Genomic DNA, 18,334 nt, shown 5'->3' on the forward strand with positions numbered 1-18,334 from the left:
TTAAAGAAATATGATTACAGCAGTTATCGCTGAAAAGCCTTCCGTAGCGAAGGATATAGCAAACGTGTTGAATGTCCGAGAGCGGCACGATGGCTACCTCTCAGGTAACGGCTACCTCGTTACCTGGGCGTTCGGCCATCTCGTCCAGCTTGCCATGCCCGAAGCATACGGCTATGCGGGCTTCCGGCGTGAGAACCTGCCCATTCTGCCGCAGGAGTTCAAGTACATCCCCCGCCAGATACGGGAGGGCAAGGAGTACAAGCCCGACCCCGGCGTACTCAAACAGTTGAAGGTCATCAGGGAGGTTTTCGACCGTTCCGATCGTATCGTCGTGGCGACCGATGCCGGGCGTGAGGGTGAAGCCATTCATCGGTACATCTACAATTACCTTGGCTGCCGCAAACCCTGCCTGCGCCTCTGGATCTCCTCGCTGACCGACCGTGCCATCCGGGAAGGGCATCTACTCCCTCGGACGGGTACAGACACCCACCTTGATGATGATCTGCTCCCGTTATCTGGAGAACAGGGATTTCACCCCGCAGACCTATTACCGGCTGAAGGTCACGGCTGAAAAGGACGGCACGCCCTTCGCCGCCATCTCTGAATTGCGTTACGAAACCCTTCCGGCGGCAAATGCCGCTCTCGGCGCTGTAACCGCAACGGGGACGGTGGAGGTTGCCGACTTGCAGCGCAGGGAGGTGAGCCAAGAACCTCCCTTGCTCTATGACCTGACCGCCTTGCAGAAAGAGGCGAACGGCAGGTACGGCTTCTCGGCAGACAAGACCCTCTCCATCGCCCAGTCGCTTTACGAGAAGAAGGTGTTGAGCTACCCCCGTACCGGCTCCCGCTACCTATCGGACGATGTGTTCGACGAGATACCCGATCGTATCGCCCTGCTGGAGCGGTACCCGGCTTTCGCCGCCCATGCCGCCGCCCTGAAAGGAGCTTCGCTCAACCGCCGCAGCGTGGACGCAGGGAAAGTCACCGACCACCATGCGCTCATCATCACCGAGTGTCTGCCCGGCGAGCTGTCCGCCGACGAACGCACGGTATATGACATGGTAGCCGCCCGCCTGCTCGAAGCCTTCTCCGCCCGTTGCCTCAAGGACGCTACCACCGTCTCTTTCACGGCAGGGAACAGCGTGTTCACCGCCAAGGGGACGGTCGTCAGATCCGCCGGATGGCGTGCCGTGCGGAACGAGCGGGAGGAGGACGACGAGGGAACAGCCGCTTTGCCGACTTTGCAGACCGACGAGGCTTTCCCCCTGCAATCGGCGGAGTGTGTGGAGAAACAGACCAAGCCCCGTCCCCTGCACACCGAGAGCAGCCTCCTTTCGGCGATGGAGCATTGCGGCAGGGAGTTGCAGGACGACGAGCTTCGAGACAGTTTGAAAGGGAACGGTATCGGCACGCCCGCCACCCGTGCCTCCATCATCGAGACCCTCTTTGCCCGTGACTACGTGCGCCGGGAGAAGAAGAGCCTCGTGCCGACGGACAAGGGGCTTGCCGTGTATCAGATAGTGAAGGACAAGCGCATCGCCGATGTCGAGATGACCGGGCAGTGGGAGACCGCCCTCGCCAAGATCGAGAGCGGGGAGATGAATCCCGACAGCTTCCGCAAGGCCATCGAGGTCTATGCCGCCCAGATTACCGAAGAACTCCTGCAAGTGCAGGTATCGGTGGCGGACGGCGGACATATCCCGTGCCCCAAGTGCCGTTCCGGTCGCATCCTCCTTTACCCGAAGGTCGCCAAGTGCAGCAACGTCGATTGTTCCCTTACCGTCTTCCGCAACAAGGGGGAGAAGCAGCTCACCGACAGCCAGATTACCGACCTCGTGACCAAAGGCAGGACTGCCCTGATCAAAGGATTCAGGAGTAGGGAGGATAAGCCCTTCGATGCATACCTCACTTTCGACAAGGACTTCCGCATCGTATACGGGTTCCCGCCTCACACGGACAAGTCCAAAGGAAAGGAGCACAGGCGATGAACGGCATCGGTTGGATCTCCGTAGCGGAAGCCGCCCGGCTCTGCAGCACGAACGGCTCTTGATAGACAATGGTAGCCCACAGGAATTCAAGTTTTTATATCCGTAATCCCGGCAATAATCCCTATATTTGCCAATCGGTCACATAGAAAAGGCGGGATTGCTCTTTTCTGTGGCCGGATGGCAACCGTTCCGGGCACAATACCCGAACGGCTTTAATCAACATTCAACAATAGCATAACATGAATTTTGAACAATTAGCAACCATCATAGCCGACACGCACCAACGATTACAACAGAGTGCGGTCAAAGCCGTAAACCAGTGCCAGACCATGCGTAACTGGCTTATCGGTTTTTATATCGTGGAGTTCGAGCAGAACGGAGAAGACCGTGCCAAATATGGGGAATTCTTATTGAAAAACTTGGAACAAAAAGTTAATTTAAAAGGATTGAATATTACATTATTCAAGCGTTCACGAGTCTTCTATATGGTATATCCCCAGTTGGCAACTGTAATAAAAACGATATTGCCTCCAACAGGTGCATCAACGATGCACTTATTGGAAATGCAGGGTCTTGGAAAAAGTGCATCACTGATGCACTTATTACAAAATGCTGAAAACAAACAAGATATAGTTAATACGATAGAGCCTCAGAAACTACTCAGCTCTATTTCTTTTACCCACTTTATCGAACTGGTAAAAATCGACAATCCTATCAAGCGGATGTATTACGAAATGCTCACCATCCAAACCGGGCTTTCTGTCCGTGAACTCAAACGGCAGATAGGAGCGTTGAGTTATGAACGTGTCGGCTTATCCGGCAACATGGAAAATGCACTTGCTGCCATTCAGCAGAAGATTCACCCACAAACTGTAACCGATGCCGTCAAGGATGACTATTTCTTCGAGTTCCTGAACATTCCGCAGCAACGGGCTTCTTTGCTAAAGGAGAAGGAACTCGAAACACTTCTGCTCGACCATTTGCGAGACTTCATTATCGAACTCGGAAACGGCTTCTGTTTCGAAGCCAGACAAAAAAGAATCCTTATCGGTGACGAATTTTATTTCATTGATATGGTCTTCTACCACCGGATTTTGAAATGTCATATTTTGTGCGAATTGAAAGTTGATACTTTCAACCACGCTCATGTGTCACAACTTTATTCATACCTGAATTATTATAAAGCCGAAGTGATGGAGCCGGGCGATAACCCGCCTATCGGCATTTTGCTGGTAACGGACAAGAACGATGCGTTGGTGCGGTACACCACAACCGGATTGGATGAACAGATATTCGTTTCCAAATACCAGTTGCAACTTCCGACTGAACAACAATTAAAAGAGTTGATTTTAAAGACAATCCGGCAATAATAACAAATGCGCAACACATAGTTGCGCATTTGTAGTATTCTAATATTTGTCGTTCCAACTATTTCCGTTATCTTTGCAATCAATAGAACCTGCCAAGCCTCTTTAATAATGCCCAAATCGGCGGGTTGCTTTTTTATTACATCCTCCCGTACACCGTTCGGATTTTCCCGTCCTCCAGCACTTCGCTCGACCGTACAGCCCATATCCTGCCGTCGTTCGGTCCGCACTCCAGCCCCTTCTCACTGTTACCGACCAGCACCGGCACGGTTGTCATCACGATTTCATCTGCCAGCCCGTTGTCCAAGAGTAAAACTCCGGTTTCTCCTCCGTAAGCCACCACCATACCGTCGCCATTCTCCTTTATCCGTTGCAGTTCCGTTACCACATTCCCCCTGACAAAACGTACCCGTTCTGTCTCTGTCAAGTCTATACAGCCGTTCGTCACGACCAAGGTCTCCTTTGCCTCAAGCGGCCAGTCAAGATCATTCAGGTAAATACGCAGGTAAGTTTCCTCGTCAATCAGCACGTAGGCACAGGCGTCCACTACCGCATTGAAACACTTGTCCGCTATGACCGGACAGCCGTCGATGGATTGGTACACGTGCAAGGTAATCTGTTCCATAACAATGTGTTTTTAAGGATTATGCCCGCCTCGCACCAAAAAGAACAGCGTGAACTCACACTATTCCGGAATAGAGGTACTGGCATACCTAAAAGACAGAATAGGCAAACTCACGCCGTATAAGCATACAGCATGAACATTGCGCTATACATCTTGTCTTTTTTGAAAAGTGCCAGTTTTCTATTCCAAGACGTTCAGCGAACGTACAATATGTATATCAATCCCTGCTTGCTTCCAAGCCGGGTATGAATCTTTCATGTCATGACAGCAACCGTACCCCGGTAGAGTACCACCTGCCGTACTTTGTCACAAAGGTACGGGAAACTTCCCGAATAACAAAACAATAGCCCTGCCTAATCTCACGATCCGGCAAGTCCCCGTCCACTAACAGAAATCATAAAGGAAATATCACTTTTACGGAAACAAGCCTTTTTTCCTGCGCCTTTCCTCTTTCCGGACTTCCTTCTCCTTCCGTTTTGCAGCCCGTTCCTCCACAGCGGCAAACTGGTTGCGGAGGAACTCGTGCACATCTTTCACCCGATAGAAGACCTTGCCACTGATAGTGAAGTACGGCAGTATCCCAATGGCACGGTAACGTTGCAATGTGCGAATACCGACCTTCAGCAGCAGGCACAGGTCCTGGTTATCCAGTACCTCCTCTCCATCCAGCGCGTTGCTCTTCTTCAGTACTCTTTCCAACAACTTCTCCGTCCGGTCGAAACGTTCCATGATACGCTCCATCCAATTCTCAAATTTTTCGCTGTCCATATACATAGCAGTCGCCCTCCTTTTCAATAATTTCCTTTTCCCGCATGTAACGGATGTACCCCTTCGCCGTCCGTTCCTTCACGTCCAGGGTTTCCTGTATCAGTTCGCATAGCTCGATATAGCCATACTTTTTTTGCGTGACGAACGCTGCCCGTGCCATTTCAGATAGTTCCTTCTCCTTGCGCCTTTCTTTCTCCACCCTCGGTTTCTCTCCCATATAGACAGGCATCCCGGCCTGTTTGTCCCAGCGGAACTGCATCAGCGGGATATCCAGCGGGCTTCCATCCCTGACCTTCAATGCCTTCACCACCGACACCTCCGGGTTCTCGTCCTTCTCGATGGAGAGGATAGCCGCCGACTTCCGCTGCAACTCGCTGCCCAAGTGTCCCCGCAACTTCAACCCGTTCGGCACGAAATGTACCACGGCGGTGATGCACGTGCGGTAAATTCCCGCCAGGCGGTAAATTTCGTCAACCAGCGCCACGCTCTCCGCCTCGTCGTTGGCGCAACGGATCAGGTCGGCAACTCCGTCGATGACGACCAGATGGATGCCCCCGTGCAGGTAGTGGTACTTGTCCATGCTTTGGATGATGGCGGTCAGCCGCTCGTTCCTCGACATCCCCGTCAGGCAGTACACGTGCAGGTAAGGCGGCATTTTCTCCCGACCGGCACGCCGCAGCAGCCGCCCCGTGTTCTTGTAGAGCTGTTGCTCGCTCTGTTCCGTGTCGTACAGCAGCACCGCACGCCCCTTTCGGTTCGGTTCCACCTTCACCCCAAGAAGGTCCGCGTCCTCCTCCCGTTCCATAATTGCCCCGGCGACCAACGCGGCGGTATAGTTACTCTTGCCCGTCCCTTCTCCGCCCGTGATGCAGAGTATGTTCTCTTCCGAGCCTAACGGCACGTCCCCGGCGGTCACGATAGCGACTGCCTGCTCCGGCGGGCAGTCGTAATCGATCTCACACGATTTCAGTACCGCCATCGTGTCCCCGTACAGCGTGTCGAGCAGTTTCAGGAACAGCCCCATCAAATCCTCCCGTGTGTGTCCGGCTTTAAAATAGTCCGTCACGTCTTTCTCTGATTTCGTCCCCGGCAGCGGTAGTACCAGCCGTTTAACACCGTACTCCGACAGTTGTACCCGGTGCTTCTCCGAGCATTCCAGCCCCGTCTTGTCCGTGTCGTACAGCAGTACGATGTGCTTGAAGCGATAGACGAGCTTCCGGACGGTCTTCGCCGGGATTACCGAGGTTTCCGAGTTGAAGCAGATGGCTTGGAAACCGTGAGCCGCAAGCGTCATCACGTCCTTCTCGCCACCCGTGAGGAAGAGCAGGTCGCCCTTCGAGGGCAGTTGTTCCAGACCGAAACAGTAGTTGTCGCCCGTATGACCGCCATAGACGAAACGCACTTCCGATAACGGGCGGTACACCTTCACGCCCCATTTCCCCCTGTAGCCGAACATCGGTTCCGCCGGGGTTGAAGTAAAGCCGAACGTCTTGCCTTCCCTTGTCTCGCTCCGGTACTCGGCGAGCGACACCACCCCGTAACGGTGCAGCACCTCTACCGTGATGCCCGATATGCCCCAGTAGGCGAGCTCTCTCTCTGTGAAAGACTTTTCAGCTACTTGGTAGGGGCTTGGTCCAGGACGCTCGCGGGATAAATCTTTCCCTTCCGTGCCCGTGACAGTATCCCCGGGAATGCTCTCCCCGGTATTTTCCCCCTCACTTTTCTCTCGTGCACCCGTTACGGGCCGTGTCGTCCGGCAGCTTCCCTCCCGATTGTTGGTACCGGAAGGGATGGCCCCATCCAACCCCAGGCACAACTCCCGGTCAATGGTGTGCAGCACTTCCACGAAATCAGCGGCACTCCGGCAGTCCAGTCCTTTCAGTTTCGCCACAAGGAAGAAACAGTCTCCCGAATACTCACCGTTACCAAAGTCCTTCATCCTGTACATCCCGCTGTGGCGATCATAATAAACGTTACACGAGGCCCTGCCATCAGCGTACAGCGGATTCAGGAAATTTCGACCCACCCGCCATTTTACGGGCAGATAATGACGGAACACCTCCAGCCCGTTACCTGTTTTTGCCAGTATTTCCTCTTTTCTTACCATATGATCTGCTTTTGCATTGGTGTAAAGGGTACGCTTCAATCATTCGGTCCACCAGCTTGTCAGGCGTTTCCCGTATCCAACGCTCATGGAACTGTTCCACGTCCGTACGGCGGTAACGTATCTTCCTCCCGCAGATAGAGTAAGCGATGATACGGTTCGTGCGGTAACGCTGCAAAGTACGGGGACTGATTTCAAGTTGTTCACACACTTCCTTTCCCGTCATCCATAGCCCTGCCTTCCTCGTACCCTTCTTATCCGCTACCGGCCATTGCTCCCGCTCCTTTGTTCCGGACGCCTCCACGTATGCCGCTATCCCCTCTATCTTCTCCACGAGGGTAGCAAACGCTTTGCTTTCGATTGCTATTATTTCCATAATCTTTTAATAATTTGGTTTCCGGTTACAAAGGTCAGTCTGTTCGACCGTTTTTCTTTTCACGTTCGTAGCAAGCTGCCAAAGTTTTTTTTCTGGTACAAAAAAACCGCCGCGGAGCCTTATTCGGGCTCTCTACGGTGGCTATATACTGTATTTTCACCAAATGGCGTATCGGGAAAGGTGATTTGGCAACTTGCTATGAACCTGCCAGTCTCTTCCTTGTTTTACAAAAGGTTATCCGTCCGTTTCGTCCATTCGTTTCAACAAACGTTCCTTCATTTGATCAAGGTAAGCTGTCCGGCTGTTCTTCCGGTTACGCATGGAGATAAACGTGTGGTACACGTCTCCCAGGTCAATATGGAACATTTGTTCGAACAGCATCACGAGCTCGACAATGCTCACCCTCCCGTTATCCACGCTACCCATCGCCCAAATGCCATATATCAGTTCCACGGCAGCCGCCTTCCGGTCCGTCCAATGGTGCTCCTTTTCCTGCACGGCATACGCCCCCTCCATTGCCAGCAGCACTTTCCGGTTCAGATAACCAAGTAACATTTCCGCCGCTATCAGTCTTGCGGCCAACAAGTCATAACCGGTTGACATCACCGAATCCTCCTCCAGCATAAAACTTCCGCTTTCCGGGCTCAGCTCCTTTTTGGCACGGCGGAAATAGTAATGGTCCCGGTAAGTCGCCCCGCTCCGGTAATACTGGTAAAAGGGAAGGTATCGTTCCAGTTTCCGCTGGTATTCTTTCATAGCCTTGCGGTAATGCATCCGGGCAATCTCCGGGCAACATGAACAACCGCTCTCGATCTGGTATACCCGGTAATAATACAGCAGGCGTCCCGTCAGGGCAGGCTTGTAATACTTGAAAAAGCAGATTTCCTCTTCCACGTTGGAGAATGGGTGGTTTAGGACATAGTCCTTCAACTCACGGGATCGCTCCCTCAAAAAAGAAACCATCTCCTGACAAGTCCGTATCACTTGCTCTCCCTCCATACGGGAAGATTCAATGCCCATCTTACGTTCGACCTCCTGCATCAAGTTGTTAAAGTACGTTTCTATCATGTTATTCCTTAATTATGGGGCACGTGAGTACCTTCACGCTACCCGATTTATTTTTATGCCTCGCTTGATTCGATCGCAGGTTTTCCTTTCGGCCCTTTACGATGAAAAAACTTTTCCTCATATCGAAAAGACCGGAGAAAAGCCATGATACGGCTTCCTCCGGTCACACCTGCAAAACTGGGAAATTCCTTCCCCAATCCCCGGGACCAGACTATTCAAGGTCCCTCACGCAACGCACGTATCCCTTCCTGTTATTCACAAGCCTGTCATTGTCACCCGCCCACTGGGTATCCACGGTCGTGACCCATCGGAGATAACCATGGAGATACATCTGGTAGCCGGCACTGAACGATCTTGCCCCGTTCATGCTACGCTTGGAAAATCCCGTCCGAGAATGGAGAACTTCAGATTCTACTACTCCCAGAGAAGGAAGGTCATTACCGAATTCGTAAACCTCCTTTTTCTCAGGGTTATGCCAGTCGAACAGGCTCCCGCACATGATGATCAATTCCACCTCGTTGGGCACCCGCCAGGTTCCCAGGTCGCTCTTGTCCGCCTCCTGGTAATAATAGGCGCACGGGCTGTTTCCCTGTTCGATGTCCGCCATCAGCGTGCTCCAATCCTGTAAGTAATACTCGCTCTTCCTGTCAGGATTATTCAAATCCTTGGGCTTATCTATCTTATTGGCGATATACTTGGCCACCTCAAACCCGTTCTTGTAAATGGTGTTGCTCTGGGAGTCCTCATCATGCGCGGGCAACTCGTAAATGGCTCTTACTCCACGCGTCATGCTGTATGGCAGGTTATCTGCCCTAAAGACCAGATATTCCTCTTTCGTCCTGTTATTGACAAGAGACTTGTTCAGTTCCTTGCCCAACTCCTCGATGTGATAGCTTTCTTCCCCAGACTCCAGCATCCCCAGATCCCTGATCAACCTCACTTCCGAGTAGGGGGTGCGGTCCCCGGGTGAGTTCCCTCCCTTGTAATAATCAAAGTTTGCGATGGGAGTCACGCTGCGGGACTCCAAGATACAAATATAGGGGTTGGAAGAGTATAAAGAAAGGTTTGTACTTGCCATAAAGGCTCTTGACATATAAAATGCTGTGGCGTTGTCCGAGGGGGCGTGCCCGTGCAGCCTGGAATGTAACGGCAACGCCCGTTCCCCCACGAGAAGCATACCGCTCTCGCTCACCGAAGGAATATACCACTTCATCTCGGCGGCCTGCATCCGGCCATCACGGTTATCATCCCGGTTCCGTAAAAACGGGGTGAAACAGGCATATTCGGCGTGGTAATTCTTGGCTGCCAAATTATAATGGTCTCTGCTGAGAGTCAGCTTCGCGTTGTCCACCTTCGTCATGACCTGCCATAACTGGTCTTGTTTACTTCTTCTCATCGGGTCAATCATGACCTCTTGACTGAAGTCGCCCGACCTTGCCATCACCTTCCAAGTATTCGACCAGCCGTTGGATGTATATTTATTATAAAAAGCATCCGGTTCTCCCGGAGCCTTCACCATAAAGTCCAGGTCCGGTGTCTCGTTCACGTTTTCCACCCCCCAGACACGCATGCCTTCGGGTCCCTCCGTAAACACCGTCTTGATGGACATCTGACGGATGGAAACGACAGCCTGGTGATAACGTGACTGCCCGTCGGGGGAGATTTCATGCGACGTGTTCACCAGCAGGTCGAAAGTCCGATCCGGGGCGTTGGCAAAGGTTTTCCACAAGTTCTTGTCCTCGGGGGCGCCATCCCGCATGGGGTTCCGCTCGTAGAAATACTCGTTGGCGTAAACCGTCACCTTGTAAAGCCCCGTGGAGGCATTAAATACATAATCGGGCTCTTTGACAAGTCGGTAAAGAAACTGTTCCAGCGAAAGCAGATGCGCCCCCGTGTTGGAGTAATATTCCATGGTTTCGTTTCCATTGTCAGACAGGGTGCTCGGGTGGATGAAGAACGCGAGCCAACCAGTGTCTGCCTTCTTCTCCCCTGAAGGAACGTATCCGTTATCCTCCAGCTGTTCCAGCTCCGCCCTCGTGTAAGAGACTATCTTGTCACAGAACGGGGTGCGTATGGCAAAGGAGATCATCGCGTCGTCCTTCAAACTGCCATCCGGATTGAAGATGGCAAGCTCGTCCTTGTTGAAACGCATCAGGCCCTGTTCATAATGGCAGTCAAAACTGAAGGAGCGGTGAGCGTCATATACAAGGCCTTCCACCCCGGGAGCGGGCTCCTCTTCCCGGTCCTTGTCGGACATCGCCTCCACTACCAGGTCGTTCATCCCCTTGATCGTCACGTTATAGGTATAGTGCACGTTACGTTCTATATCATAATCGTTGACCGGATCATTCTCCGCCGTGTATCCCAGATAAACGCGGTAGGTCACCCTCCCGAAACGCTCCGTTGAGACTTCACCGGTTGTCATATCCTGGCGTAACTCACCCGTGAACTCGATGTAGGGAGCCAGATCCGGAGCGTATTCTGTAGCTCCGTTCTGCACGTTCGGCTTCTCCGTAGCATCGGGAACGGGAGACTTCACTTGTTTCTGCCGCAGGTCATACCCCTTCCTCTCCGCATTGTAACCGGGAGAGGCGGGAGTTATCATTTTTTTTGCCAATTTCCGGTTCTCCGGAAGGTAAAACGTAGTAGTAGCGTCGCCCTCGAACTGGAATAATTCGGACAACCAGTACGAATCCATCTCCATCCCGCCGGCATCCCAGGGAGCCCCGGCGTCACTGCCCTTGACATGCTCGGTGACAAAGGTCGAAGCCGGCACGTTACCGACTCTCCATGTCCCGGGCACGAACGTGAGCCCCTCTCCGGTTTTCAGGTTGATCGTGATTTTCGCCTCCGCACGTTTCAGGGAGACCTCGAGGCGCCTGGTGTCGGGACTGATCTCCTCCGTCTTGGTAACTGACATCAGCAGGTTCCCGTTCGGTCGGAACAGGGTACGGGCGGTCATCTCCGCCTTGACCCTCTGAATGTCCGAAAGGGACGACACGCCAGCCAGGATCCCGGGCTCTACCTGAAACAGCCCGTCACCATCCGATTTATAGTTCGCCAGCAGGACCAGCGTCTTCTCTCCCGAGGTAATGGGGATGTTTTTCAGCAATCCCATGCTCGTGGGTGCATCCGTGTCCTTCTCGCCGGTTGCCGTTTCCAAGGCAGCAGCGGCCTGATAAAGCTCCGCACGGGGATACTCCCGGGAGAACTCCACGCCGCCGCGGGAATCGAAAACCCACAGGTAAAGGTCGTATATCTTTCTCTCCTCGCCTTCCGGCAGGCCCGAACGTGTCTTGGCCCTGTTGGCTGCCGTACCCACGCTGATATCTACCGTCGTGGGCACGCCTTCCGGGACACCGCTGCCCCGAAGCAGCTCCTCGTCCGTACAGCAGGTAAGAACGGGCAGTAACAAAAGAATGAAACAAGTTATTTTCAGCCTATATGCTTTCATATATAATAAAAATTTATAATGACAAAATCGTGAACATCACTGAAAAGGAGGGAACTCCACATCCTTCCGCTCCCAGGATTCGACCCGGTAGATAATCTCTCTGTCCGCGGCTTCCGGCAAGACCATGAATACCTTATAATCTCGGTTCGGGTAAATGGGGCCGGAATACACCCCGGGAGAACTTTCCTCGCCAATGTCAAGCAAAAAGGTCCTTGTCCTGGTCTGTGAGATGTCTCCTCCTGTATAATACTCCACTGTCAGCTGTATCTTCGGGTGAGGGTGTCCTTCCTGCCAGGAATTGGCTTCCGGAATATACGGGGCCAGGTACTGGGGAAGGAAGAACTGCTCGTATTTTTGGGCGTCCATTTTCGTATAGTCAATCTCTCCGCCGGCATTGAGGGGGGCCTCGTAGATGGTCAGTTGCGCTTCATTTTTTATTCCATAGGAATACGTGCCCGTATGCTCCGTGTTCTTTCCCGCTCCCGGGGTGGATCCTGCAAGCTGGCCGCCGTCCGAGTCATTCTCCCTGAAAGAGGGAGACATCAGTACCGGAAAGTTCAAAAAGGCAATCCTTTTATAATTATAAATGATCTGCTCAAAGGGTGCAATGCTTGCGATGTATATCCTGACACGGGAGAAATCACGGAACAGCGGGATTGTGATATCCTGCACCTGCTCCCCGGAAGCGGGCTGGACGGCCGTGGACAGCTTTCCCGAAAGCATGCCCATATGCAACCTGTTGGATATTCCGGGAGCGTCATCCCAAGAGATATTGGAAGTTGTTGTCCAATCTATAATCTTCTCATCCGACGGGGAAGGAGTCACACCATCATACGGGTTGTCCACCGGAATGCCGAGACTGCCATCATCCTGCTCCCTGATGATGGCAGGGAATGCGGCTTCGACAATATCCTCCCTGTCCACCTCCTCCATGCCTTCCCCGAGGAAGTCCCATGGAACCGCGTTCTGCAGGATTCCTCCGGGCGTATAATAGGGCAGGTCCTTTCCTGTCTGGTTGGGGGCATAGAAAGCATAGAATTCACTCTCGCCTTTGGGGATGCGTATCTTGGTTTGATATTCCCCCTCCGCGTTGCCCGAACTGAAAGGAAGCAGGCGACTGTACACATACCGGTTCTGCTCCTTGTTGAAAACCATAAGTGCTATTCTGGGCTGTGCGGGGGCTTGGGGAAACAGTGTGCCGGTTTTATACCAGTTGGCCGGATCGGAGGAATAAAGGTCCAGCATCTCACTTCCCCCGGCTGTTACGCCACGGGTTGACAGGTTCAGCCTGACGGTCACGTCATCCTCTCCGGAAAGCCGTTCCGGGATATCTTCTTCGTTCCGGCATCCTGTCAGGGCAAGGAAAAAGAGCGGCAACACCGTCATCACAAAGTTCCTCAAGGCCCTTACCGTGCGAGTATATTTAGTATCTTTCAGCATAATATTCATCAATCGGTTATGGGAACCACGTCAACGGCTTCCCAGGGTTTTACACTTACTGTCAGAGAACGGGGATTCTGGCGGAAGAACAGTGGAAGCACCGCTTCCTGCCGCCCCGTTATCCGTATCTGGTCGGGATACAGAGCGATATATTCCGCGACATCTACCGTGCAGAGAACCTTATCTCCCTGCATAAGACGGATCGTCAGCGGGTCCCCGTCCTTGAAGCGCAGGGTATTGAAATCAAGCACGAAACGGTCGTTTTTTCCTCCCGTGTAAAACGGAAGGTCGAAGGATGTTTCTCCGGAACGCTGCCCGGAAAAGGAGAAACGGGCTGAGAGCGTTTCCATCGTCAGGCGGAAGCCCGTCCCCTTGTTCTGTTCGTACCAGGTCCCGGCGTTCTCATCGTCGTCGGGAAGGACTACCGCATGGATTTTCACGTGCTGGGAATAAAGTCTTACCACGTCACGGGAGTCGTTCATGACCTTCGACGTGATGGTGGTTTCCCCAAGGTATAGCCTGTCAAACGTGCCGGCCGCCGATCCGTCCTTTTCCGCCAGTTCGGGCCGGGAAACCGACGCTTCACCGTAAGCACCATCCCCGATAACCGTCTCGTTCAACGCGTTGCCCACGGCCACTACTTTATAATCACCTTCCGGGAGCCTGACCTCCAGCGGTGAAAGCAGCTGTTCTCCCTCCAGGTGGTGTTTCTCCACCAAGGCCCCGTTCCCGACGTCAAAGATGAAGACGTCAATGTCATCCACGTATTCCTGCAGATGTTCCTGGTTGTCATCGGCCAGGTAGGAGAAGACGATCGTGTTGCCAAGGCAGCCGCTCAGGTCGTCATACACCCGGTCACATGCGGTCACGAGGTATAAAGCGGCCAACAGGCCCAGCCAGGTCGGTATGTTTCTTATGTTCATACTTTACACTAATTATTATAAATCAATACTGTAATTTTCCCGAAAGAGAGGACACGTTTCCCTCCCGCGGGTAATAAAAAAGGGAGGGGACAAACTTTCCCCTCCCCGAGAGTGCGGGGCGGATTCCGGTACCGGCCTGTCAGGGCCGATACGGGAAAAGCGCTCCGGCAAGCGGCTATTACTCTCTATCTGTATCAGTCAAGGATGGGGAATACGTTCACAGCGGTCCAAGGCTGCACCTCGACACGGACGATGACGTTCACGTTCTCGTCCTCCAAATCCCCCTGTCCGCCCGGTTCGGGAGTCACACCTTCAGGAATGCTCGGGTCAACATCCACGAGGATACCCTGGCCCCCGTTCAGCGCAGCGAGATCCAGATTGATCAGGTAACCGCCCTTGCCGGCTTCCAGATCCGTCGTGCCTGCAGTTTCACCTTCTGCCTTCGCGTAACCGGATATAACGACAAAACGTCTGTCGGCGGATACGCCGTCGTCACCTGTCTTGAAAACGAAAGCAAGTTTTGGAGCGTTGTTTTCCTTACCGTAACCCGTAATGCCGTTCACGAAGAAGTTAAACGCTGCGGCCTTTGCCCCCTGTGCGAAATCGAAACCCGCTGCATTGAAATAGGAGGCCACTTCCGACAAGTCCGTGTTACCGTCGGGTTTGAACGTGCCGTCTTCGAATTTATAGCGGTCTCCGGCGTAGGTCTTGGCCCAGAACCAGTTTGCCTCTTCTTCCACTGTAAGTTGAGGAACAGAGAGCGTTCTGCTGAAACGGTTCATCAGGATACCTTGGTTTGCAGTGGTCACTTCGACAACCTGCAGCCATTGACTCAGGCTGGCCTGTTGGGCAATGTCGGACTTGCCGTCCCATGTCTGGCCGTTGAAGCCTGCGGCATCAGCCTTGAAAGCGGCCCACGCTTCGGCACTGCTCTTTCCCTTATTTTCATCCTTGGCCAGCCAAGTCGTGCACCATTGTTCAGCCTCGGTCTTTTTCCCGTCTTTCCAGATAACCTTGACAAACTTGGTACCGGTCACCTGGAAGCGGTTCATGCTGGCGGTCAAGGTGAGCTCGGCCTTCTTCACGGTACGTTTGTCTTCCTGAGGATTGACGCCATAAGGCTCGGCGCCAACAGTGGTAAGTGTTTCAGAACCGGCATAAATCACTTCATTAATTTGGGCTTTCAGCTGTTGTTTGCTGATTTCAGCAACAGTCTTTCCCTCACCGTCAACCAACGCTCCCTGAGGGTTAGCGATAACAAGTGCCTTTGTCACGCCATTGTCCACGTCAAGGAATTTATAACCTCCCGTCGTTGCCTCTGCACCCACGGCAGTAGCCGAAGTCAGCTTGGTAAAATCATCAGTATCTTTTGTAAATTCCTTCGACAGGACAATGTCTTCCCCAGCCACCAAGTACACATGCAGTTTTTCAACCGATGCCGCATCCTGGTCGTTGGCGGTGTTCTGCAATTCGCCCATGGCGGCACGTGTGCCCGGACCGGGTAATGCCACTGACATCACCACATCAACCGGTTGGTTGCCACTCTCCGGCGCTACCGGATTCTCTTCGTTGTTACATGCAGCGAACAACGCCAACGAGGCCACTGCAAAATACTTCATTACTTTCATAATTCGAATTGTTTTTAAATTAAGATTACTAATACTATATATAACTATGTCTGAGTTACATCTCTATCTGCTGATTGTTTCCACCGTCCCCGGGCTCCCCTGAGAGTTTTTGTTTGCCCTGGGCCATACCGGCTTTCTTGATCAATTCTTCCGCCTTCCTCCAGTCACCTTTCATGTTATAGGCAACGGCCATGGGAAAGAAAGCACGGCTGTCATTCGTTACCGGTTCCAACACCCGCAACGCGCCGTCCGCATCCTGCCCGTATTTCAACAGGGCGTTGGCGTAATTCAGGATTGCCACGGCGTCATCCGGGAACTGCCCGTAGGCCCTCTCGTACACCGGAAGGGGAGACATCCCCCGGGAAGCGTACAGTCCGGCCAGCTGGTACATCTCGTGCTGACTGAGACACTCGGGTTTCGTTTCAAAAATTTCGGGAAGTTCCTCCACCGTGTAAGGTCTCACGTCAAAACTGAGACCGAAAGTCGTGCGCCGCAGTCCCGGGTAGAACTCTTCGAGGAGGAGGCGATAGCTCCTGCCGTCATCCAAGGCACGGATGGCCTCCTCGCGTTCCGTGTCACGCTCGTTATGTCCGATGATAAAAAGAATTTCGTCCCTGTTGACGAGGGTGGAGCCGCTGACCATCGATTTAAGACCCTCCCAGTCCTCCCCGATACCCTCGGTACGATAAACCGGTGCATTTTTCAAGGCGGGGTATTGACGCGAAATATAATCTGAAAGGGTTTGGGTGCGTCGTTGCGCGAGGGACCTGTTGTAATCGAAGCTCCCCTCGGGAGAGGCATAGCCTTTTATATGTACCTCCTTGAGTGACGTTCCTTGAATATTCAGGTTCTCCGAGAGAAACTTCTTCAGCCTGTCAAGCTCCTGAGCATTGCCTGCAAAATCTTCCTGCAGGTCGTGGCGTGCAACAGGAAAGACCACCTTACAGTCGAAGGAATCCTTGTAGCATTTGATCATGACCTTTTCCGGTTCGATGAAACTGTAAGCATAATCCTTTTCCCCGAAGAGGGGGATACCGGCCTGAAAGGCAATATCCTCGCTCTCGTTCGTGCCGCACTCGGCACAGCCGTACGACACCTCCCTGACAACGAGACGCCCGTCAGCCATCCACCGTTCAAAAGGGACGCTCCTTTTCACAGTCAGGCCCGAACTTTCCAGCACCTTGGCGGAACGGACCTCGCCGGATCCGGGGTTACCGGGTTTCAGGTTGCCCAACGCCTTTCGACGCTTGATCACCTTATATCTTCTCTTGCCGGCCACGCAGACCGGTTCGAGGCGGACGCTGTCACGCCCGTCAGCCGAGACATAGACGGGGAACAGGTAAGCGACTTCCTGGCTTCCAAGCCCTGCCAGAGGGAAGACACTGAAAGTAATATCCAACGCATCTCTACCCGGTTCACGCTCCACACGGCTGTTTGAATAATCCCAACGCGAGGTACCTGACGTTGATAAAATGTCCTGGGCGGAAGAAAACAAGGGAAACATTCCCAGGCAGCCCATGATAAGGATTTGCTTCTTGTTAATATGGTAAGGTTTCATTGATATACATTTTTAGCATGATAGAATAAAAAATTGTGTCCCCGGATTCAGGGAGTTATTTCAACATGTAAATAATTGAAATGGCGGCCCTGGTGGGACCTATGTAGTCCGCATCCCCCTTGCCCAGCTTCTGCCCGCAGGTGGTACACTTGTACTTGTCATAACGGGCGTGCACGTAACCGATACCCAAGGAGGCCTCGATATTGAAACGGTTGGAAAGCACCCACTGGTAACCGGCGCTCAACCCGCCTCCCCAGAAATAACCCTCGTAACGGTGGTCCTTCATGTTTCCGTCCCCTTTCTGAAGCACGAAGGGGACATCGACACCTCCGATATTCATCTGGCCGCCATGGGCATGCAACCCGAAGAACCAGCCGTTGAAAACGTCACAGGTCCAATAACGGAGCTCCGGCTGGACAAGCCAGTGACTGAACTTCTTTGCCTTGTACCGGGAAGACGTGGCGTCCCGCGTGTAGAAAAAGAAATTCATACCCACCTGTGTGTCAAGGGTCCATTTACGCCCCATGGAGAACTCCAAGGAGAGGTTGGGAGTTTTCAAGGCATCGTAGGCCAGATTGTTCTTCAAGGCAACCTTTTGAGAGAAGGCACCAGCCGAACAAAGCAAAAACACCAGAAGAAAAAACGGTTTCATCATACTGTTATTCATTGTTTCGTTACTTTATTTTATAAGAGGACAAGCCAAAGTTATCCTTATGTAATAATCATTAATAAAAATGCAGCTTCCCGGAAAAAACTCCAGAATCTTTCTTGCACGTATAGAGTGGACGGCCGGAAACTCCTGCCCGCACCAGAAGGACCTGCAGGGACGCAACCCGCCCACGAGACTTAAAAGTCTTTCAGCCGATCCGGCGAAAGCCGAATAGAGGACACCGTCCCGAGTATGCAGGTAAATCGAATCCCTGTTGGACCATTCCATGTTGAATATCTCATGACTCATTCGCATAATGTAAACCTTTATTCGATGACTTTCTTATTTTCCACTCTCTCCCGTAGAGAGTGGAAAATTTTTCAAAA

12 protein-coding genes and 1 pseudogene are annotated in these 18,334 nt (G+C 52.7%); 2 read left to right on the plus strand and 11 right to left on the minus strand.

Annotated features, from left to right (window positions below; all coding sequences use genetic code 11):
- The first annotated feature begins 10 nt into the window (after positions 1-10).
- A pseudogene (locus tag K6V26_RS27200) lies at positions 11-1,988 on the plus strand (DNA topoisomerase).
- A 239-nt stretch (positions 1,989-2,227) separates the two neighbouring features.
- The gene (locus tag K6V26_RS27205) at positions 2,228-3,358 is read left to right on the plus strand and encodes a PDDEXK nuclease domain-containing protein (RefSeq protein ID WP_009040571.1); all 1,131 of its coding nucleotides are present in this window, start codon (positions 2,228-2,230) and stop codon (positions 3,356-3,358) included.
- 136 nt (positions 3,359-3,494) lie between these two features.
- Here the strand turns inward: K6V26_RS27205 and K6V26_RS27210 are convergent, their stop codons facing one another.
- The 11 genes from K6V26_RS27210 to K6V26_RS27260 form a co-directional block, all read right to left on the minus strand.
- Entirely contained in the window at positions 3,495-3,980 is a 486-nt protein-coding gene (locus K6V26_RS27210) for a dihydrofolate reductase family protein (protein WP_009040572.1), read from the minus strand.
- A 414-nt stretch (positions 3,981-4,394) separates the two neighbouring features.
- Positions 4,395-4,754, minus strand: a complete 360-nt coding sequence (locus tag K6V26_RS27215; RefSeq protein WP_008640871.1) for a helix-turn-helix domain-containing protein — start codon at positions 4,752-4,754, stop codon at positions 4,395-4,397.
- The gene (locus K6V26_RS27220; RefSeq protein WP_032573024.1) at positions 4,729-6,855 is read right to left on the minus strand and encodes a bifunctional DNA primase/helicase; all 2,127 of its coding nucleotides are present in this window, start codon (positions 6,853-6,855) and stop codon (positions 4,729-4,731) included. Before K6V26_RS27220 ends, K6V26_RS27215 begins: the two co-directional genes overlap by 26 nt.
- Positions 6,818-7,228 (minus strand): helix-turn-helix domain-containing protein, encoded by a 411-nt coding sequence (locus tag K6V26_RS27225; protein ID WP_008640869.1) that lies wholly within the window; start codon positions 7,226-7,228, stop codon positions 6,818-6,820. The genes K6V26_RS27220 and K6V26_RS27225 overlap by 38 nt, the downstream gene beginning before the upstream one ends.
- 234 nt (positions 7,229-7,462) lie before the next feature.
- A complete protein-coding gene (locus tag K6V26_RS27230; protein WP_008640868.1) occupies positions 7,463-8,296 on the minus strand; it encodes an RteC domain-containing protein in 834 nt (277 codons plus the stop codon).
- Between the two features lie 211 nt (positions 8,297-8,507).
- The gene (locus tag K6V26_RS27235; RefSeq protein ID WP_224264337.1) at positions 8,508-11,750 is read right to left on the minus strand and encodes a fimbrial protein; all 3,243 of its coding nucleotides are present in this window, start codon (positions 11,748-11,750) and stop codon (positions 8,508-8,510) included.
- A 36-nt stretch (positions 11,751-11,786) separates the two neighbouring features.
- Positions 11,787-13,199, minus strand: coding sequence for a DUF5042 domain-containing protein (locus K6V26_RS27240; protein WP_032536714.1), 1,413 nt, complete (start codon positions 13,197-13,199; stop codon positions 11,787-11,789).
- Positions 13,199-14,113 carry a FimB/Mfa2 family fimbrial subunit gene (locus tag K6V26_RS27245; RefSeq protein WP_100721775.1) on the minus strand — a complete coding sequence of 305 codons (915 nt, stop codon included), beginning with the start codon at positions 14,111-14,113 and terminating at the stop codon, positions 13,199-13,201. The genes K6V26_RS27240 and K6V26_RS27245 overlap by 1 nt, the downstream gene beginning before the upstream one ends.
- 194 nt (positions 14,114-14,307) lie before the next feature.
- Positions 14,308-15,741 carry a hypothetical protein gene (locus K6V26_RS27250; protein ID WP_009040576.1) on the minus strand — a complete coding sequence of 478 codons (1,434 nt, stop codon included), beginning with the start codon at positions 15,739-15,741 and terminating at the stop codon, positions 14,308-14,310.
- A 55-nt stretch (positions 15,742-15,796) separates the two neighbouring features.
- A complete protein-coding gene (locus K6V26_RS27255; protein WP_009040577.1) occupies positions 15,797-17,299 on the minus strand; it encodes a hypothetical protein in 1,503 nt (500 codons plus the stop codon).
- A 55-nt stretch (positions 17,300-17,354) separates the two neighbouring features.
- Positions 17,355-17,966 carry a DUF3575 domain-containing protein gene (locus K6V26_RS27260; protein ID WP_005823195.1) on the minus strand — a complete coding sequence of 204 codons (612 nt, stop codon included), beginning with the start codon at positions 17,964-17,966 and terminating at the stop codon, positions 17,355-17,357.
- Between the last annotated feature and the right edge of the window lie 368 nt (positions 17,967-18,334).

Source organism: Parabacteroides goldsteinii, assembly GCF_020091425.1.
Taxonomy (GTDB): domain Bacteria; phylum Bacteroidota; class Bacteroidia; order Bacteroidales; family Tannerellaceae; genus Parabacteroides; species Parabacteroides goldsteinii.